The sequence below is a fragment of the Streptomyces sp. NPDC051218 genome, assembly GCF_044455475.1.
GTDB lineage: Bacteria > Actinomycetota > Actinomycetes > Streptomycetales > Streptomycetaceae > Streptomyces.
This window is the reverse complement of sequence record NZ_JBITEU010000002.1, coordinates 756381-774698: the sequence shown is the minus strand read 5'-3', so window position 1 is coordinate 774698 and position 18318 is coordinate 756381. Positions and strand designations below refer to the sequence as shown.

Below are 18318 nucleotides of genomic sequence, written 5' to 3'. Positions count from 1 at the left end.
TCAGAAGCGCACCGCGTACGAGACGCGCCGCCGCAGGGACTTGGCCCGCTGAGCCTCGTGGAAGCGGGCGTCCTGTTCCAGTACCTCGGCGGCCCTGCGCACCTTGGCGCCGGCCCGTTCGATCGCTTCGTCGAGCGGCATCACCAGGGGCAGATCGAAGATCTCGACGATCCGCTCCACGCGTTCGCGGACGCTGCCGCCCACCACGTGGTAGGGGATCTCCAGCTCCTCCAGGGTCTCGATCAGCAGGTCGTCGGACATCTTGCGGAACGGCTCGGAGACAGGTCGGTGGCCGTCGGCCTTCATCTCGAACTCGACCGGCAGGTGCACATAGGCGTCGTAGATCCGCTTGGCACGGGCCTTGGCGACGGCGCCGTAGGCGTCCATGTACTGACGGTAGAACCGCTTCACCGGGAGCCCGGCGACGTTCTTCACCGCCCGCAGGAACACGTTGGCCCCGGGGTTGATGCCGACCCGCATACGGGCCTCGCCGTAGATCCACTCGTGGATCACGGAGCCGTCGGAGATGAACGGGCCCTGGCCCGCCTCGTGGTGGATGCGCTCCTCCAGGCGGCGCAACCCCAGCATCGTCAGTTCCATCGCGGTGAGTTCCTGGACCTGCTTGCCCGGAACGAGGTCCACGAGGATCTCCCGGGACGTCATCGCGTGCGTGCGCGGAATTCCCGTCGCCATCGACAACGTCTCTGTCGTGGTGCTCTTGCCGCTGGAGTACGTTCCGGAGATCGCCAGGTGCAGGCCGCTGTGCGGCAGGGGGGTCATCGTGTTCCCCATGGTGTGCTCTCTTCCCGTCGTGGGTGCCCCGGCCGGAGCCGGGGCGTGGGGTGATGTGGTCAGCCGCCGAGGCCCAGGCCGCCGCTGACCGGCAGGACGGCTCCGGTGACGAAGCGGCCCGATTCGCCGGCGAGATAGCGCACAGCGGCGGCGACGTCATCTGTTTCGCCGACGCGGCCGAGCGGAGTGATGGACAGCAGGTGTTCGCGTCGCTGGTCGGTGATCTCGCGGCTCATGGCCGTGTCGATCAGGCCTGGGGCGACGACGTTGACCGTGATGTTCCTGGGGCCGAGCTCCCAGGCGAGGGAGCGGGCCATGCCGAGCATTCCGGCTTTGGCGGCCGCGTAGTTGACCTGGCCCGGGGCTCCGTACGCGTAGGTCATGGAGGAGATCAGCACGATCCGCCCCCAGCGTGCCCGCACCATGCCGCGCACGGCCCGTCGTACCGTGCGGAAGGCGCCGTGCAGGTTGACGTCGACGACGTCCGTGAAGTCCTGCTCGGCCATGCGCAGCACCAGGGCGTCCCGGGTGATGCCCGCGTTGACGACGAGCACTTCGACCGGCCCGTGTGCCGCCTCCGCCTCCTTGAAGGCGGCGTCGATACTGCCGGCGTCCGTCATCTCGGCGCGGACGCCGAGCAGTTCGCCGGGCGGCGCGCTGTCCCGGTGGGTGACGGCGACACGGTCGCCGTCGGCCGCCAGGGCGGTCGCCACGGTGAGTCCGATACCGCGGTTGCCGCCGGTGACCATGACCGAGCGTCCCATCAGTGCCTCCTCGGGACAGTGGCGTTCTTCGCCTGCCGGCTGTGGCCTTTGGTCGTTCGTCGGCCGCTGACCGCCAGATTCCGCGCGGCTGTCGCGGCGATCAGGAGGCCGATCTCCCCCAGGCTGGGGAGCGGCGGGTTCAGTGGGTTCATGGGTCACCGCACCGAGCCGGCCGCTGCCCCGCAGTACTGCGACGCATCGGCGAACAGATGCGCGACAGCTGCGGCGAGGCGGTCCGCCGTCAGCGCGTTCGGCAGCAGCCGCCGGGCGAAGCGCGGGCTCCGTGGCGTTCCGTCGCGCCGTTCCTCGGTCATCAGCGGTGGCAGGAACGCCATGGGCGTACGGGACAGTTCCGCGTCGCTTTCCGCGAGGAAGCGCGCGGCGCGCTCCCTGTGGGCCGCGGGCAGCCAGTCGAGGAACGGAAGGCTGATGTCGACGACCTCGTCGTCCGCGGGAGCCTCGGAGCCGGCGCCCGCCTGCTCGCGCAGCAGTCGGCAGGGCGCGGCCTGCCACTCCTCGCGCAGCATGGGGACGTGGCGCCGCGCCTCGTCGAGGAGGACGAGCAGTGGCCGTTCCCCGTCCAGGTGCTCTCGCACCTCGGCACGCTGCCGCGCGTTCGGCCACAGTCCTGTCGGTGTCCAGTGCGGTGTTACGGGACCGGTGGCGTGCTCTTTCCAGAGCATGCGGGCAGGCCCTTCGAGTACGACGAGCACGTCTCCTAATCGGAGCGTGGGCGTAAAGTGCATGATCTATTTCCCCCGTTGCTTTTCACGCGTGTAACTCTGGTGCGAATGGGGCGTGAAAACAGCCCAGCAGTAATTCGGCGCGATTACGCGGCGGCAGGCAGCCGGTGCGCGAGCCAGCATCGCCCGTCGATTCCCGCGAAGTCGTCCACCGCGAGTTCCGCGGTGCGCCAGCGGGCGTCGCCCATGGAAAGGAGCCGTGAGTTCGCGGTGTGCACGGTCGGGGTGAAGCTCTGCCCCAGGGGGCGCACCGGGGTGTCCGCGCGGATGACGAAGCGCCTCATCCAGAGCGTGTCGGTGTTGCCGCGGGACAGCCCGTCCTGTGCGTAGAGCAGGATCTGGGCCAGTTGGGCCACGCCCACGAGTGCGTCGACCATGGAGACCGACGGCCCGTAAGCCGCTTCCGCTCCCCATGTGTGGGCGTCCTCGTCCGTGGCGACGACGCGTTGCAGACCTTGGACCTGCTGCTTGTCGAGGTCGACACGGACCTGCTCGGCGTACTGTTCGCGTTGTTTGTAGCCCACGCCGTAGTGGCGGGCTCGCGCGGGTCCGAGCGCCTGCTTCTCATCGGAGTACGTGGCCGGGGTGCCCGCCCTGTCGCCCTGTTCGTGCACGAGTGTGCAGCGCACCTTCAGGCTCCCGACCCGGCAGTCGAACGTGCTGGCCAGCGAGGCGTGTTCGCTGTTCGGACCGTGGACGTGTTCCCCGTTCGGACCGTGGACGGCGATCAGCCTGCCGTGCACGGGAAAGTCCGCGAGGTCTTCGTGAGGTGTGCTGCCGGCCCGTACGTCGGCACGGCGCAGCCAGATCCTGCGCCGCTCGGCGGCGCCGAGCCCGAAGGCACGGCCGAGGTGCGTCTCCGCCAGGTTCGCGGCGAGCACCAGGGCGTCGATACTGCTGAGATGCGGTCGCAGCTCGCCGCCGGAGCCGGATTTGCGGGACCAGTCGCTCGGATACGCGAGGGTGCCGCGCGCGGTGACGAGCGCTCCCGGTTCGGGTGACCCGTCGGTGGTGATGTTTTTGAGGCCTTGAGTGACGCGTTTGTATCCGCTTCCGAAAAAGCGGGAGCTGCCGGGCCCGAGGCAGCTATCCAGAGATCCGTATATTAATTCTTTGTTGTTCATTCCCCGTTTACCTTCCCCCGTGTCGCGGACCAAGCGGCCCGGACAGAAAAACACTATCCAGCCCGCCAAGGGGAAAGCAATTGTTTAAGGAAAGCTGTGACGGCCTCCACAGATCAACCCAAAGAATTCCTCAAATAGGGATTCTCTAATTCCGTCACTCGCAGGCGATCACGCGCGGCCAGCGGTCGGCGAGCAGATCACCGAGCAGTGTCCGCAGTCGGTCGCGGTCCTGCTCGGGAACGGCGGAGAGGAAGTCCTGCTCCACGGCGTCGACGGCACCGCCGGCGCGGTCGAGCGCCTCGCGGCCGGCATCGGTGAGGCGCAGGATGTAGCGCCTGCGGTCCGACGGATTGCGCCGCCGCTCCACGTGCCCGGCCCGCTCCATCTCGTCGATCAGAGCCACCATGGTCGTCGGGTCCAGGTGGAGGAGTCTGCTCAGATCCTGCTGAGACAGACTCAGATCACTTTCCAGCGCCGCGAGGACATAGAAATAGCGCAGGCGCATGCCCTGCGCCATGAGCGCCCGCTCGGCGTCCTCCATCAGGATCGATCCGGCCTTGTTCAGTAGATAGCCGGTCCTGCGGACGAGGGGGAAATCGAGCCCGGCGGGTTGCGCCGGCACGGGCGTCGCCTCTGCCATCCGGGCCATCCCCTTTGCCTCTGAGCGCTGGTTGATGCGGTTGCTCGGTGATGCCGAGCATCCCCCGCTCCGATCATCGATCACATCAAGGGTACTGGCGGTGACACCGGCTTCCAAGGCCGGTGTCACCGCGCGGTGGTGCGTGCGATCAGGGGAGCAGCCCTGCCGTCTCCGAGCGGGTCACCCGTCTCCCCCGGAACGACGGGTCACCCGTCTCCCCCGGTACGAACGGACTGGGCCACGACCGGCGCTCCGGCGCTCTCGCCCTCCAAGAGCCCTTGCGCGTCAGCGGTGTTCACCACAGTCCGGTGCTCCGCGTCCACGGTCTCGCCGCGGGCACTCTCGTGCAGGTCGCGCGTGCGGATGAAGACGAAGCCCACGACCGCGCCGACGGCGGCGATGATCGCGCACACGAACATCACATCCGTCAGCCCGTCCACGAAGGCGGTGCGGGCGGCAGCTTCGAGCGCGGGCGCCATCTCCGAGGGCGCACGGCCGGCGGCTTCCGCGCCACCGCCCGCCGCAACGGCCGCACCGAACTCGTGGGCGGAGACGCCCAGTTGCCGCCCCGCCTCGGACTGCACGAAGAGGTCGGTCACCCTGCCCTGGAACGCGGCGCCGAAGCCCGCGATGCCGATGGCGACACCCACCTGCTGGAACGTCTCGTTGATCCCCGATGCCATGCCGGCCTTGGACGGTTCCACGACGGCGATGGACAGCGAAGCGCGCGGTGGATTGAACAGCCCCATGCCGAGGCCGATCCCGAACATGCTCGGCAGCAGCGCGGTCCAGGACGTGTCCGGACCCGTGAGCGCGACGAGGGAGAGCCCGAGCGCGATGAGCGCGAGGGACGTTCCCATCAGCAGCCGCTGCGGCACCCGGGTGGTCAGCGATCCCGAGATCGCGGCCGCGACGAACAGCGTCCCGGTCAGCGGCAGGAACCGCAGGCCGGTCTCCCACGGCGAGTACGCGAGGACGTTCTGCACGTACGACACCAGGAGGAAGATCGCGGACATCGTCGCGGCGGCGCACAGCAGCGTCACCACCGACACCCCGTTGAACGTCCTGTTCCTGAACAACGACAGCTGGAACATGGCCCGTTCACCGCGGCGCCGCTCCACGACACCGAACGCCGCGAGCAGGACCACGGAGGCCACGAACATGCCGACGATGGGCGCGCTGCCCCATCCCTCGGCCTCTCCGCGCAGCAGCGCGAGCACCAGCAGCGTCAGCGCGCCGGTGAAGAGCACCAGGCCCCACCAGTCCACGGCGGGGGCGGACTCCTCGCGGGACTCGCGCATCCGCAGCGTGCTCACGGCCATGGCGAGCAGCCCGACCGGGAGGTTCACCAGGAAGATCCAGCGCCAGCCCAGCCCGTCGGTGAGCGCGCCCCCGATGAGCGGACCGAAGGCGATGGACAGGCCGACGACACCACCGAAGACGCCGAAGGCCTTGCCCCGGTCCTTGCCCCGGTACTCCTGCCCGATCAGCGCGGGCCCGACGGCGAACAGGACCGCTCCCCCGAGCCCTTGGACCCCGCGCGCCACGGACAGCACGACGGCATCGTCCGCGAGGCCGCAGGCGAGCGAAGCCGCCAGGAACACGACAAAGCCCATGTTGAAGACCCGCTTGCGCCCCAGGCGGTCGGCCAGCGACCCGGCCGTCAGCAGGACGGCGGCGAGACCCAGGGCGTAGGCGTCCAGCACCCACTGGAGCGAGGTGAAACTCGCGTCGAACGCGTCCCTGATGTCGGGCAGCGCCACATTCACCACGGTCAGGTCGAGCAGCAGCATGAACGTGGCCACGCACACGACGGCCAGAGTCCACCCCCGCCCGCCCACCGACGTCGTTCGTCCGGACATCATTCCCCCGAGATCAGAATGATCAGCTTCTCAAATCATCGGTATTTCCAACGATTTGAAAAGCTACGAAGGCCCCGGACACCTGTCAACGGACCGCTCACGTCTCGGCCATGATCCGAGGGGATCCGACCGGAAACCGCCGGACGAGCTCTCACCCGAGAAACGACAGCCGCACCTCGCGCCGGGGGTTGTCCCTGTTCGTGTCCACCAGGCACACCGACTGCCACGTCCCCAGCTCGAGGTGGCCCTCCACCACCGGCAACGTCGCGTGGGGCGGCACCAGTGCGGGCAGGACATGGTCGCGGCCGTGGCCGGGGCTGCCGTGGCGGTGCTGCCAGCGGTCGTCGGCCGGGAGGAGGGTGTGCAGCGCGGCCAGCAGGTCGCTGTCGCTGCCCGCTCCCGTCTCCAGGATCGCGATGCCGGCCGTCGCGTGGGGGACGAAGACGTTGAGCAGACCGTCACGGCCCGCTGCGGCCTCGCGCAGGAAGCTCTCGATGTCGTCGGTGAGGTCGAAGACCTTCTCCGAAGAGCCGGTGGTGACGTTCAGGACACGGGTGGTGAAAGCGTCGGACATGGGTCCATCTTCCCTCACGGCGCTCCCATTCACTGATACGCGGCGTCCGCCTTTCGAGACGACATTGACCGTACGCGGATGACGTGGCTACGTTCTGCCGCATGTTGCGTTCAGCTCTGCTCACCACGCGCGGTCACATCGACCTGCTGCGGGTGGCCTCTGCTGCGTGTCCTCGCGGCTGCTGACGCCTCCTCAGCCCGCTTTCCTGCCTTAGCGCTTCTCTGCCCCGCTGCCCTCACGCGGTTGATGTCGCCATCCCGCGCGTAGGCCTCTCGGGCATCCTTCCCTCCTGCCGTGGAGCACCCATGAGCATCAGCCATGCCCCGCCGGGCTCCGTACCCGATATTTCGGGAATATCGAAGTACGAGCTCGTCCCCATCGTCCCCTCATCCACCCGCCGCACCCGCGTCCCCCGCTGGCTGCGCCGCACCTCCGGCCCGCTCGCCCTGCTCGCCCTGTGGCAAGTCCTCAGCTCCACCGGGGCGTTGCCCCAGGACATCCTCGCCTCGCCGGGGACCATCGCCGGTGTCGCCCGTGATCTCCTCGCCGACGGTTCGCTGACCTCCGCCATGGGGGTCTCCCTGCAACGCGTCGCGGTGGGGCTCCTGCTCGGCGTCGTCGTCGGGACCTCGCTAGCGCTCATCTCCGGACTCTTCCGCGTCGGCGAGGATCTCGTGGACGCCAGCGTGCAGATGCTGCGCACCGTGCCGTTCGTCGGGCTCATCCCGCTGTTCATCATCTGGTTCGGCATCGGTGAGGCGCCCAAGGTCGCCATCATCACCCTGGGCGTCTCCTTCCCGCTCTATCTGAACGTGTACGCGGGAATCCGCGGGGTCGACTCACAGCTCATCGAGGCCGGGGAGTCCCTCGGGCTCTCCCGGTGGGGACTCGTGCGCCACGTCATCCTGCCGGGCGCGCTGCCGGGTGCGATGACCGGGCTGCGGTACTCGCTGGGCATCGCCTGGCTCGCCCTCGTCTTCGCCGAGCAGATCAACGCGGACTCCGGGATCGGCTTCCTGATGGTCCAGGCGCGTGACTTCCTGCGGACCGACGTGATCGTCGTCTGCCTGATCGTCTACGCCTTCCTCGGCCTCATCGCCGACTTCATCGTCCGTACCCTCGAAAGGCTGCTGCTGCAATGGCGACCGACGTTCACCGGCCAGTGACCCTCAACTCCCCCTACACACCCAGCACTTCAGCCGTACGCGTCGAAGGCCTCACGCGTTCCTTCGACGGGCGTCCCGTCATCGACCGCCTGGACCTCGACGTGCGGCCGGGCGAGTTCGTGGCGCTGCTCGGACGCAGCGGCTGCGGCAAGTCGACCCTGCTGCGCATCCTCGCCGGGCTCGACCGGGACATCGAGGGGACGGTCCTCGTACCGCGCCGCAAGGCCGTCGCGTTCCAGGCGCCCCGGCTCATGCCATGGAAGCGCGTGTGGCGCAACGTCCTGCTCGGCCTGAAGGGGAAGCCCGAACGCGGCGTCGCCGAGCGGGCGTTGGAGGAGGTCGGCCTCAAACACCGTACGAACGCCTGGCCCAAGACGCTCTCCGGGGGCGAGGCCCAGCGCGCCTCACTGGCCCGCGCCCTGGTCCGCGAGCCCGATCTGCTGCTGCTCGACGAGCCGTTCGGCGCGCTCGACGCGCTCACCCGCATCAAGGCCCAGCGTCTCGTCGACGAACTGTGGCAGCGGCGCGGCTGCGCCGTCCTGCTCGTCACGCACGACGTCGAGGAAGCCGTCCTGCTCGCCGACCGGGTGCTCGTCATGGACGCGGGGGTCATCGCGTACGAGACCGAGATCGATCTGGACCGGCCGCGCGGCATCTCCGATCCGCGCTTCGCCGAACTGCGTGCCGAGCTTCTGCAGCGCCTGGGCGTCGACGCGCACGACTCCGCGGAAGCCGTGGCCGCGGCGTGAACCCTCCGCATTCCCTCTCCCCTGTGAACAGCACGACCGGACCGAACGGACTCACCATGCGACGACACATCGCCGCCCCCGCCCTGCTCCTCCCCCTGGCCCTGCTGCTCGCCGCCTGCTCCGGGTCCTCCTCCGCCAGCACCTCGTCCGCCGGCGCCGGTGGCGGGACCGACGGCCAGGGTTCGCTCACCCTCAACGTCGGTGATCAGAAGGGCGGTTCGGAGGCCGTGCTGCGCGCCGCCGGTGAGCTCGACGACCTGAAGTACAAGATCCGCTGGTCGACCTTCACCTCCGGGCCGCCCCTCCTGGAGGCCGTCAACGCCAAGGCCGTGGACATCGGCGCCGTCGGCAACACGCCACCCGTCTTCGCCGCCGGAGCCAACTCGAAGATCTCCGTGGTGGCCGCGACCCACGGCACCGCGGCGGGCGAGGCGATCCTCGTCCCGAACGGCTCGGAGCTGAAGAAGGCGGAAGAACTCAAGGGCAAGTCCATCGCCGTCGCGCAGGGTTCGTCGGCGCACTATCAGCTGATCGCGTCCCTCGAGAAGGCCGGGCTCGGCTTCAAGGACGTCAAGGTCAAGTATCTCCAGCCCGCCGACGCACTGGCCGCGTTCACCAGCGGCAAGGTGGACGCCTGGGCGGTGTGGGACCCGTACACCTCGCAGGTCCTCCAGGGCAAGAAGGGCCGTGTTCTGACCGACGGTGACGGGGTCGTCAACGGCCTCGGCTTCCAGGTGGCAGCACCCGGCGCGCTCAAGGACAAGAAGAAGTCCGCGGCGATCGACGACTACCTCAGGCGGCTGCGCAAGGCGCAGGACTGGGTCTACGACCACCCGGAGGCGTGGGCGAAGGTCTGGGCGAAGGACACCGGGCTGTCCTACGAGGTCGCGCTCGCCGCGGTCAAGCGCACCAACGGCACCCGGGTCCCGGTGGCCGTGGACAAGAACGTGATCACCTCCGAGCAGGAGATCGCGGACACCTTCGCCGACCAGAAGCTCATTCCGCGCCGCATCGATTTCGGCGACTTCGTCGACACCCGCTTCAACGGCGATCTGCCGCCCTCGACCAGCAAGCCGCGCACGTACCGCAAGGAGTCCTGACGATGACCGTCCACCTCAACTGGTTCCTGCCGACCGGCGGCGACGGCCGCACCCTCGTGGACCGGCATGCCTACACCGACGGCGGCATCAAGCGCTCGCGCGTCACGCCGGTCAGCGGGGTGCGGGCCCCCGACATCGACTATCTGATCCAGATCGCCAAGGCCTCCGAGCAGTTGGGCTTCGAGGCGGTGCTGACCCCGACCGGCACCTGGTGCGAGGACGCCTGGCTGACGACGGTCGCGCTGGCCCAGCACACCGAGCGCCTCAAGTTCCTTGTGGCGTTCCGGCCCGGCGTCATATCGCCGGTGCTCGCCGCGCAGATGGCGGCCACGTATCAGCGCATCACGCGCGGGCGGTTGCTCCTGAACGTCGTCACGGGCGGCGACTCGACCGAGCAGCGGCGCTTCGGCGACCATCTCGACCACGATCGCCGTTACGCCCGTACCGATGAGTTCCTGTCCATCGTGCGGGGCGTGTGGGGCGGGAAGCCCTTCGACTTCCACGGCGAGCACTACGACGTGGAGGGCGGTCTGACCGCGCTGCCGCCGGACCCGCTGCCGGAGATCTTCTTCGGTGGTTCGTCGGCGGCGGCCGGTCCCGTCGCGGCTCGGCACACGGATGTGTACCTGACGTGGGGCGAGCCGCCGGAGCAGGTCAAGGCGAAGATCGACTGGATTCGCGCTCTGGCCGATGAGCAGGGGCGCACGGTCCGGTTCGGGATCCGCCTGCACACCATCTCGCGTGATTCAGCCGCCGAGGCCTGGGCCACGGCGAACCGGCTGCTCGACGACCTCGACCCGGACACGATCGCCGCCGCCCAGCAGGCTCTCGGCCGCAGCGAGTCGGTCGGCCAGCAGCGGATGCTCGCGCTGCACGGCGGTTCCCGCGACGAGCTGGAGATCTCGCCGAATCTGTGGGCGGGCGTCGGTCTCGTACGGGGCGGCGCGGGCACCGCGCTGGTCGGCAGCCACGCGGACGTCGCGGACCGGATCGAGGAGTATCACGCGCTGGGGGTCGAGCACTTCGTACTGTCGGGCTATCCGCATCTGGAGGAGGCGTACTGGTTCGGCGAGGGTGTGATCCCTGATCTGGCGGCGCGCGGGCTGCTGCCCCGGATTCCGGCCTCGCAGCTGGCCGGTGTGCCTGCGGCGAACGGCCGTCCGGCCTCCGCTCCCGGCGGCGCTCCCCTGCTGGTGGCGGGCGGGCGCTGACGCGACCCGGACGGCCGCCGACGCGGGAAGATCCCGGGCCCCGATGGAGTTAGTAGAAACGTGAACGACATCGGGGCACGGGACGCGGCCGCACGCGAGGCGGCACAAGAGGTGGACGCGGTGGTCATAGGCGCCGGTCAGGCGGGTCTGTCCAGCGCCTATCACCTGCGCAGGGCCGGCTTCGAGCCGGACCGGGACTTCGTCGTCCTGGACCACTCGCCACGGCCCGGTGGTGCGTGGCAGTTCCGCTGGCCCTCGCTCACCTACGGGAAAGTCCACGGGATGCACTCACTCCCCGGCATGGAGCTGACCGGGGCCGACCCCGCACGCCCCTCGTCGGAGGTCATCCGGGAGTACTTCGACGCGTACGAGCAGCGCTTCGACCTGCGCGTGCACCGGCCCGTCGACGTCCACCGGGTGGGCGAGGGCGACGGTGGGCGGCTGCTGGTCGAGACGTCGGCCGGCGCGTGGGCGACCCGCACCCTGATCAACGCCACGGGCACGTGGGACCGGCCGTTCTGGCCGCGCTACCCGGGGCAGGACACCTTCCGCGGGCGGCAGTTGCACACGGCCGTCTATCCCGGGCCCGAGGCGTTCCAGGGTCAGCGCGTGATCGTCGTGGGCGGCGGGGCATCGGGCACCCAGCATCTGATGGAGATCGCCCCGTACGCCGCGCGGACCACCTGGGTCACTCGGCGTGAGCCCGTCTTCCGTGAGGCCCCTTTCGACGAGAACTGGGGGCGCTCGGCCGTGGCCATGGTCGAGGAGCGGGTGCGGCAGGGGCTCGCGCCACAGAGCGTGGTGTCCGTGACCGGGCTGCCCGTCAACGACGCCATCCGGCAGGCGCGGGCCGAGGGGGTGCTCGACCGGCTCCCGATGTTCGACCGCGTCACGCCGAGCGGCGTGGAGTGGAACGACGGGCGGCGCGTGGACGCCGACGTCATTCTCTGGCCCACCGGCTTCCGGGCCGCCATCGAACACTTGGCGCCGCTGCGGCTGCGCGAGGCGGGAGGCGGCATCCGGATCGAGGGCACTCGCGCCGCCGCCGACCCCCGCATCCACCTGGTGGGGTACGGGCCGTCGGCCAGCACGATCGGCGCGAACCGTGCGGGGCGAGCGGCGGTGCGGGACATCAAGAGGCTTCTGCAGGAGGTACCCGCCACCGTGTGACACACCGGGGGCGGGCCCCTGCTCTCAGGCCCCTTGCTTCTTCTGGTCCTTGCTCTGGTTCCTGTTGAACTCCGCCACGTTCTTCTGCTGCTCCTCGAAGCTCGCCGTGAAGCGGGTGTCCCCCGGCTTCACCGTCACGAAGTACAGCCAGTTGCCCTGCGTCGGGTTGGTCGCCGCGCGCATAGCCTCCTCGCCGGGGTTGCCGATCGGGGTGGGGGGCAGGCCCATGCGCGCGTAGGTGTTGTAAGGGCTGTTGATCTGGGTGTCGCGTTCACGGGTGTTCAGCGTGGAGCGGTTCAGGGCGTAGTTGATCGTCGAGTCCATCTGCAGCGGCATGCCCTGTTCGAGGCGGTTGTAGATGACCCGGGACACCTTGCCCATGTCCGCCTTGGTGCCTGCCTCGGCTTCGATCATGCTGGCGATGGTGAGGGTCTGGTAGACGTTCACGGCGTTGCGTTCGGCGCCCGCCGTGACCTGGCCGCCGCTGAACTTCTTGGTCGCCGTGTTCACCATGTACGAGAGCACGGAGGCGGGGGTCGACTTGTCGTTGATGGGATACGTGGCAGGGAAGAGGTAGCCCTCCGGGTTGCCGCGTGCGTCGGCGGGGAGTTTGAGGCCCGCCTTGGGAAGGGCCTTCTTCGTGGTGCCGGTCGGCACACCGAGGACCTTGTCGACGGCCCCGTACACCTGGGTGGAGCGCCAGCCCTCCGGGATGGTCAGGGATTCGGGGCGTCCGTCGTCTTCCGGGAGCAGCAGCGGCACCGTCACGGCGGTGACCGCCGCGACGGTTCCGGTCGCGATCAGGGCGATCCGGCCCCGACGCGTCAGTCGAATCGTGCCCCGGCGCGGAGTCTTGGTCTGCAGCATGCGGTCACATTATCTTGCAAATGCGGACATACCGAGCATATTTTCATGTCGCTGGCTCCAGTTGGGCGTCTCTTCGGACCAGGGCGGCGTAACGGCCGTCCCTTTCCAGGAGCTCCTCGTGGGTGCCGCGCTCGGCGGTCCGGCCCGCGTCCAGGACCACGATCTGGTCGGCGCCGCGGACGGTGGAGAGCCGGTGGGCGATCGTGAGGGTCGTCCGGTCGGCGGACAGGGCGTCGATGGCTTCCTGCACGGCGTGCTCGGTGTGCGTGTCCAGGGCACTGGTCGCCTCGTCCAGGATGAGCACGGGCGGATCGCGCAGGATCGTACGGGCGATGGCGAGGCGCTGCTTCTCGCCTCCGGAGAAGCGGTGGCCGCGCTCGCCGACCACCGTGTCGTACCCATCGGGGAGGGACGCGATGTGGTCGTGGATCTGGGCGGCGCCCGCGGCCGCGATCAGCTCGTCGTCCGTGGCGTCGGGCTTGGCGAAGCGCAGGTTCTCGGCGACCGACGCGTGGAAGAGATACGTCTCCTGGGAGACGACGCCGACCGCACGGGCCAGCGTGTCGAAGTCCAGGTCGCGCACGTCCACGCCGTCGATCGTGACGCGCCCGCCCGTCACGTCGTACAGCCGCGGCACCAGATAGCTGAGGGTCGACTTTCCCGATCCGGTGGGGCCGACGACGGCCAGGCTGCCGCCCGCGGGGACGGTGATGTCGATGCCGTCGAGGATCGGGCGGCTCCGGCCGTCGTCGCCGTCGTAGCGGAACTCGACGCCTTCGAAGCGGACTTCGCCCTTGATCTTGTCCAGGCGCACCGGGTGCTCGGGCTCGGTGATGTCGATGGGCAGGTCCAGATACTCGAAGATGCGCTGGAAGAGCGCGAGCGAGGTCTGGATCTGTACGCCGGTGGACAGCAGGCTCACCGTGGGCCGGAACAGGCCCTGCTGGAGCGAGACGAAGGCGACGAGCGTGCCGATCGAGACCGTCGGGCCGCCCGTCTGCAGGGCGAGGCCCGCGGTCCAGTAGATGACGGCGGGCATGGCGGCCATGACGATCGAGATGACGGCCATGCGCCAGCGGCCCGCCATGTTCGAGCGGACCTCGAGGTCGACGAGGCGCTCGGACTCGTCGGCGAAGGACCGGGTGAGCGAGTCGGCGCGGCCCATCGTGCGGCCGAGCAGGATGCCGCTGACGGAGAGCGATTCGGTGACCGTCGCCGCCATCGCGGCCATCTGCTTCTGCCGCTGCGTGGCGATCTTCTTGCGCTCGCGGCCGACCCGGCGGCTGATCCACACGAAGACGGGCAGCAGGAGCAGTGACACGGCCGTCAGACGCCAGTCGAGGGCGAGCATGGCGACGATCGTGGCGATCACGCTGGTGAAGTTCGAGACCAGGGAGGTGGCGGTGGAGGTGACCGTCGCCTGCATGCCGCCGATGTCGCTGGCGATGCGGGACTGGACCTCACCGGTGCGGGTCCTGGTGAAGAAGGCGAGCGACATGCTCTGCAGGCGGCCGTAGACAGCGGTGCGCAGGTCGTGCATCACGCGCTGCCCGACCGTCGTGCTGATCAGGGTCTGCAGAACGCCGAAGATGCTGGTGACGACCGCGCTGAGGATCATCCCGAGAGCCAGCAGGCTCAACAGGCCCGTCCGGCCCTGCGGGATGGCGGTGTCGAGAATTTCCTTCAGCAGGAAGGGGGTGGCGACCGAGACCAGGGAGGCGGCGCCGACCAGCAGGCCGACGACCGCGAGACGGGCGCGGTAGGGGCGGAAGAGGCGCAGGATGCGGCGGATCTGCCGCGGCTGTTCCTCTTGGCCGGGGGCCAGGGGCTGCGGTGTCCACTTGGGTTCGTCGTGTGGCATGGGCTCCTACGGGAGGTGAGACGGCCGTCGGCAGCAGTACAGCCGACGATGACTGAGGGAGCATAGCTCACTGTTACCTATACTCACAATGCACAAGGTCCTGATAATGTTCCCGCATGAACACCCCGGACGCCGACGGACTGCTCGCCGAACAGCTGCTGCGGCTGACCCGCAGGCTGCACCGCATCCAGAAGCGCCATCTGGTGCCGATCGGCATCACCCCGGCCCAGTCGCGCCTGCTGCGCACCCTCGTGCAGTACGACACCCCGCCCCGTATGGCCGACCTCGCCGAGTGCCTCGAGGTGGTCCCGCGCGCCGTGACGAGCCTGGTCGACGGCCTGGAGTCCGGTGATCTCGTGCGTCGCGTCCCCGATCCGACCAACCGCCGGGTGATCCGCATCGAGCTCACGGACGCGGGGCGCAAATCGCTGAGGGAGTTGCGCAGCGCGCGCCGGGCCGCCGCGGAGGACATCCTTGCCCCACTGGACGCCGAGCAGCGCGAGCAGCTGGGCGTCCTGCTGAACGCGTTGTTCGATGTGCCGGACGTCCGCCGCTGCTGACACCGCGGCGGGCCACCCGAGACCGCGGGCCACCCCAGACCGCTGACCGTATGACCCCGCCGAGGAGAGCTCATGCCGATCCTGGAGCCCAAGCCGGAATCCCTGCGCCCCATGTCGCGCCCGGAGGCACCGGCTCACGACCGGGTCCCGGACCGGCAGGCCAAGGGCACCCCCGAGCCGCTGCGCTCGGAACTGACAGCGCTGCTCGGCGAGGACAAGGTGCTGACGAAGATCTCCGACCTCGTGCGGTACGCGTCCGACGCGAGCCCCTATCGCTTCGTGCCGCAGGTCGTGGTCGTCGCCGAGGACATCGACGACATCTCCGCCGTCCTGTCGTACGCGCACGGCAGGAGCCGCGAGGTCGTCTTCCGCGCGGCGGGCACCTCGCTCAACGGCCAGGCCCAGGGCGAGGACATCCTGGTCGACGTCCGCAAGCACTGGGCGGGCGTCGAGGTCATCGGCGCGGGCGAGCAGGCACGCATCGGCCCGGGGACGACCATCCTGCGGGCCAACGCCACGCTCGCCCGGCACGGGAGGGTGCTCGGCCCCGACCCGGCGAGCGCCATCGCCTGCACTATCGGCGGAGTCGTCGCGAACAACGCGTCCGGAATGACGGCGGGCACCACACGCAACTCGTACCGCACGGTCGCCTCGCTCACCTTCGTCCTGCCGACGGGCACGGTCGTCGACACGGCGGACCCGGATGCCGACGAACAGCTGGCGCACGCCGAACCTGCCCTGTGCGAGGGCCTGTTGGCGATCAAGCGGGAGATCGAGGCGGACCAGGAGCTCACGGCCCGTATCCGCGCCAAGTACGAGATCAAGAACACGAACGGCTATCGCCTGGACGCCTTCCTGGACGGCGCGACGCCCGTCGAGATCCTGCGCGGCCTGATGGTCGGCTCCGAGGGCACCTTCGGGTTCATCTCGGAGGTCGTGTTCGACACGCTTCCACTGGACCGGCATGTCACCACCGGCCTGCTGTTCTTCCCCTCCCTGCCGGCCGCGGCGGCGGCCGTCCCGCTGTTCAACGAAGCGGGCGCACTGGCCGTCGAGTTGATGGACGGCAACACTCTGCGTGCCTCGACCAGCGTGGCGGGGGTGCCCGCCGACTGGGCGCGGCTCCCGAAGTCGACGGCCGCGCTTCTGGTGGAGTTCCGCGCACCGGACGAGACGCGCCAGGAGGTGTACGAGGCTGCGGCCGCCAAGGTGACCGAGGGGCTTGAACTGGTCGCGCCGGTCGCCTCGGTGACCAACGCCTTCACCCGCGACCCCAGGACGATCGGCGGCTACTGGAAGGCCCGCAAGGCGTTCGTGACGGCGGTGGGCGGCTCACGCCCCTCCGGGACGACACTGATCACCGAGGACTTCGCGGTGCCGCCGTCGCGGCTCGCCGACGCCTGCGGGGCCCTTCTGGAGCTCCAGACGCGGCACGGTTTCGACGCGGCCGTCGCGGGGCATGCCGCGCACGGCAATCTGCACTTCCTGCTCGCGTTCGACGCGGGCCTGCCCTCGGACGTGGAGCGCTATGCCGCGTTCATGGACGAGTTCTGCCGGCTGACCGTCGAGCGCTTCGACGGCTCGCTCAAGGCCGAGCACGCGACCGGACGCAACATCGCCCCGTTCCTGGAGCTCGAATGGGGCCCGAGGGCCACGGAGTTGATGTGGCGCACCAAGCAGATCATCGATCCTGACGGGGTGCTGGCGCCGCGGATCGTCCTCGACCGCGACCCGAAGGCTCACCTCCGCGGCCTCAAGACCATCCCCAAGGTGGAGCTGATCGCGGATCCCTGCATCGAGTGCGGCTTCTGCGAACCGACCTGCCCCAGCGAGGACTTGACGACCACTCCGCGCCAGCGGATCGTGCTGCGCCGCGAGATGATGCGCCAGCCCTCCGGGTCCCCGGTCGAGGACGGCCTGGTCGAGGCGTATGGATACGACGCGGTGGACACCTGCGCCGGTGACTCCACCTGCAAGCTGGCCTGCCCGGTGGGCATCGACACGGGCGCCCTGATGAAGGAGTTCCGGCACGCACGGCACTCACCGCGCGAGGAGAGGAGGGCCGCCCTCGCCGCCAGGAACTTCAAGGCGGTGGAGGCCGCAGCACGGCTCGCCGTGGCCGCCGCCGACCGTATCAGCGACCGTCTCCTGACCTCGGTGACGCGCGCCGCGCGCAAGGCGGTCCGCCCCGATCTGGTCCCCGAGTGGCTGCCGAGCATCCCGGGAGCGGCCGCCCGCAAGCTGCCCCGCACCACGCGCGCGGGCGCGAGCGCCGTCTACTACCCGGCGTGCGTCAACCGCATCTTCACAAGCCCCGGCGACCGCTCCCTGCCGGAGGCGATGGTCGCCGTCTCCACGCGCGCGGGAAGGCCCGTCTGGATTCCGGACGATGTCGCGGGGACATGCTGCGCGACGATCTGGCACTCGAAGGGGTACGACGAGGGCAACGCGGTGATGGCCAACCGCATCGTCGAGGCGGCGTGGGGCTGGACGGCGGGCGGCAGGCTGCCCCTGGTCGTGGACGCCTCGTCCTGCACGCTCGGCATCGCGCACGAAGTCGTCCCCTATCTCACCGCCGACAACAGGCAGTTGCACCGCGAGCTGAACATCGTCGACTCGCTCGTCTGGGCCGCTGACGAGCTGCTCCCTCACCTGAACGTGTACCGCACGGTCGGCTCCGCCGTCCTGCACCCCACCTGCTCCATGAGCCACCTCGGTGACGAGGCCCAGCTGCGCGCCGTCGCCGAGGTCTGCGCGGACGAGGTGGTGGTCCCCGACGACGCGGGGTGCTGCGCCTTCGCGGGCGACCGCGGCATGCTGCACAAGGAGTTGACGGAGTCCGCCACCCGCAAGGAGGCGGCCGAAGTAACCGCCCGCCCCTTCGACGCACACCTCTCGGCGAACCGCATGTGCGAGGTCGGCATGGACCACGCCACGGGCCGCGCGTACTACTCCGTACTCCTGGAGCTGGAGCACGCGACACGGCCGTGAAGCCGTCCCCAAGGCCCCACCGGATCACACCGGGATCGCACCCGCCGCGTCCCCGGTGGCGGGGCGGCGCCAAATAAATCCAACTCCCCGGCCACTTCGGTCCCTTGCGCCACGCCCGTCCCGCCATCAGGGTGGCATCCGTTC

At 69.6% G+C, this 18318-nt stretch carries 17 protein-coding genes; 8 read left to right on the top strand and 9 right to left on the bottom strand.

Annotated features, from left to right (window positions below; genetic code table 11):
• From ACIBCK_RS09905 to ACIBCK_RS09875, 7 genes are all read right to left on the bottom strand, one after another.
• Positions 1-792 carry an AAA family ATPase gene (locus ACIBCK_RS09905; RefSeq protein WP_399388466.1) on the bottom strand — a complete coding sequence of 264 codons (792 nt, stop codon included), beginning with the start codon at positions 790-792 and terminating at the stop codon, positions 1-3.
• A 59-nt stretch (positions 793-851) separates the two neighbouring features.
• On the bottom strand, positions 852-1556 hold the full coding sequence (fabG, locus tag ACIBCK_RS09900) for a 3-oxoacyl-ACP reductase FabG (protein ID WP_399388464.1): 705 nt from the start codon (positions 1554-1556) through the stop codon (positions 852-854).
• A 155-nt stretch (positions 1557-1711) separates the two neighbouring features.
• Positions 1712-2152 (bottom strand): hypothetical protein, encoded by a 441-nt coding sequence (locus ACIBCK_RS09895; protein WP_399388463.1) that lies wholly within the window; start codon positions 2150-2152, stop codon positions 1712-1714.
• A gap of 233 nt (positions 2153-2385) precedes the next feature.
• On the bottom strand, positions 2386-3423 hold the full coding sequence (locus tag ACIBCK_RS09890; protein WP_399388461.1) for an AvrD family protein: 1038 nt from the start codon (positions 3421-3423) through the stop codon (positions 2386-2388).
• Positions 3424-3577: 154 nt separating this feature from the next.
• Entirely contained in the window at positions 3578-4063 is a 486-nt protein-coding gene (locus ACIBCK_RS09885) for a MarR family winged helix-turn-helix transcriptional regulator (RefSeq protein WP_399388459.1), read from the bottom strand.
• A gap of 206 nt (positions 4064-4269) precedes the next feature.
• A complete protein-coding gene (locus tag ACIBCK_RS09880) occupies positions 4270-5928 on the bottom strand; it encodes an MFS transporter (RefSeq protein WP_399388457.1) in 1659 nt (552 codons plus the stop codon).
• 148 nt (positions 5929-6076) lie between these two features.
• Positions 6077-6499 carry a secondary thiamine-phosphate synthase enzyme YjbQ gene (locus ACIBCK_RS09875; protein ID WP_399388455.1) on the bottom strand — a complete coding sequence of 141 codons (423 nt, stop codon included), beginning with the start codon at positions 6497-6499 and terminating at the stop codon, positions 6077-6079.
• Between the two features lie 101 nt (positions 6500-6600).
• On the opposite strand from ACIBCK_RS09875, the gene ACIBCK_RS09870 reads away from it, so the two are divergent.
• The 6 genes from ACIBCK_RS09870 to ACIBCK_RS09845 all read left to right on the top strand — a co-directional run bounded on the left by ACIBCK_RS09870 (position 6601) and on the right by ACIBCK_RS09845 (position 11895).
• Complete coding sequence (locus tag ACIBCK_RS09870; protein ID WP_363206664.1) at positions 6601-6684, top strand: putative leader peptide; 84 nt, start codon at positions 6601-6603, stop codon at positions 6682-6684.
• A gap of 120 nt (positions 6685-6804) precedes the next feature.
• Positions 6805-7665: an ABC transporter permease gene (locus ACIBCK_RS09865; protein ID WP_399388453.1), complete on the top strand. Its 861-nt coding sequence runs from the start codon at positions 6805-6807 to the stop codon at positions 7663-7665.
• The gene (locus ACIBCK_RS09860) at positions 7638-8414 is read left to right on the top strand and encodes an ABC transporter ATP-binding protein (RefSeq protein WP_399388451.1); all 777 of its coding nucleotides are present in this window, start codon (positions 7638-7640) and stop codon (positions 8412-8414) included. Before ACIBCK_RS09865 ends, ACIBCK_RS09860 begins: the two co-directional genes overlap by 28 nt.
• 56 nt (positions 8415-8470) lie before the next feature.
• Entirely contained in the window at positions 8471-9514 is a 1044-nt protein-coding gene (locus tag ACIBCK_RS09855; RefSeq protein ID WP_399388909.1) for an ABC transporter substrate-binding protein, read from the top strand.
• 2 nt (positions 9515-9516) lie between these two features.
• Positions 9517-10725, top strand: coding sequence for an LLM class flavin-dependent oxidoreductase (locus ACIBCK_RS09850; protein ID WP_399388449.1), 1209 nt, complete (start codon positions 9517-9519; stop codon positions 10723-10725).
• Between the two features lie 60 nt (positions 10726-10785).
• The gene (locus ACIBCK_RS09845; RefSeq protein ID WP_399388447.1) at positions 10786-11895 is read left to right on the top strand and encodes an NAD(P)-binding domain-containing protein; all 1110 of its coding nucleotides are present in this window, start codon (positions 10786-10788) and stop codon (positions 11893-11895) included.
• 24 nt (positions 11896-11919) lie between these two features.
• On the opposite strand, the gene mltG is transcribed toward ACIBCK_RS09845, so the two are convergent.
• Positions 11920-12759: an endolytic transglycosylase MltG gene (mltG, locus tag ACIBCK_RS09840; RefSeq protein ID WP_399388907.1), complete on the bottom strand. Its 840-nt coding sequence runs from the start codon at positions 12757-12759 to the stop codon at positions 11920-11922.
• A 46-nt stretch (positions 12760-12805) separates the two neighbouring features.
• On the bottom strand, positions 12806-14623 hold the full coding sequence (locus tag ACIBCK_RS09835) for an ABC transporter ATP-binding protein (protein WP_399388446.1): 1818 nt from the start codon (positions 14621-14623) through the stop codon (positions 12806-12808).
• 116 nt (positions 14624-14739) lie between these two features.
• Here ACIBCK_RS09835 and ACIBCK_RS09830 point away from each other — a divergent pair, with 116 nt between their 5' ends.
• Positions 14740-15183, top strand: coding sequence for a MarR family winged helix-turn-helix transcriptional regulator (locus tag ACIBCK_RS09830; RefSeq protein WP_399388445.1), 444 nt, complete (start codon positions 14740-14742; stop codon positions 15181-15183).
• A 72-nt stretch (positions 15184-15255) separates the two neighbouring features.
• On the top strand, positions 15256-18174 hold the full coding sequence (locus ACIBCK_RS09825; protein WP_399388443.1) for an FAD-binding and (Fe-S)-binding domain-containing protein: 2919 nt from the start codon (positions 15256-15258) through the stop codon (positions 18172-18174).
• Positions 18175-18318: the final 144 nt, after the last annotated feature.

Coding starts and splice junctions, on each gene's coding strand:
- ACIBCK_RS09870 (WP_363206664.1), top strand. CDS start 6,601: ATGTTGCGTTCAGCTCTGCTCACCACGCGCGGTCACATCGACCTGCTG.
- ACIBCK_RS09905 (WP_399388466.1), bottom strand. CDS start 792: ATGGGGAACACGATGACCCCCCTGCCGCACAGCGGCCTGCACCTGGCG.
- ACIBCK_RS09850 (WP_399388449.1), top strand. CDS start 9,517: ATGACCGTCCACCTCAACTGGTTCCTGCCGACCGGCGGCGACGGCCGC.
- ACIBCK_RS09885 (WP_399388459.1), bottom strand. CDS start 4,063: ATGGCAGAGGCGACGCCCGTGCCGGCGCAACCCGCCGGGCTCGATTTC.
- ACIBCK_RS09835 (WP_399388446.1), bottom strand. CDS start 14,623: ATGCCACACGACGAACCCAAGTGGACACCGCAGCCCCTGGCCCCCGGC.
- ACIBCK_RS09890 (WP_399388461.1), bottom strand. CDS start 3,423: ATGAACAACAAAGAATTAATATACGGATCTCTGGATAGCTGCCTCGGG.
- ACIBCK_RS09875 (WP_399388455.1), bottom strand. CDS start 6,499: ATGTCCGACGCTTTCACCACCCGTGTCCTGAACGTCACCACCGGCTCT.
- ACIBCK_RS09825 (WP_399388443.1), top strand. CDS start 15,256: ATGCCGATCCTGGAGCCCAAGCCGGAATCCCTGCGCCCCATGTCGCGC.
- fabG (WP_399388464.1), bottom strand. CDS start 1,556: ATGGGACGCTCGGTCATGGTCACCGGCGGCAACCGCGGTATCGGACTC.
- ACIBCK_RS09855 (WP_399388909.1), top strand. CDS start 8,471: ATGCGACGACACATCGCCGCCCCCGCCCTGCTCCTCCCCCTGGCCCTG.
- ACIBCK_RS09860 (WP_399388451.1), top strand. CDS start 7,638: ATGGCGACCGACGTTCACCGGCCAGTGACCCTCAACTCCCCCTACACA.
- ACIBCK_RS09880 (WP_399388457.1), bottom strand. CDS start 5,928: ATGATGTCCGGACGAACGACGTCGGTGGGCGGGCGGGGGTGGACTCTG.
- ACIBCK_RS09830 (WP_399388445.1), top strand. CDS start 14,740: ATGAACACCCCGGACGCCGACGGACTGCTCGCCGAACAGCTGCTGCGG.
- ACIBCK_RS09865 (WP_399388453.1), top strand. CDS start 6,805: ATGAGCATCAGCCATGCCCCGCCGGGCTCCGTACCCGATATTTCGGGA.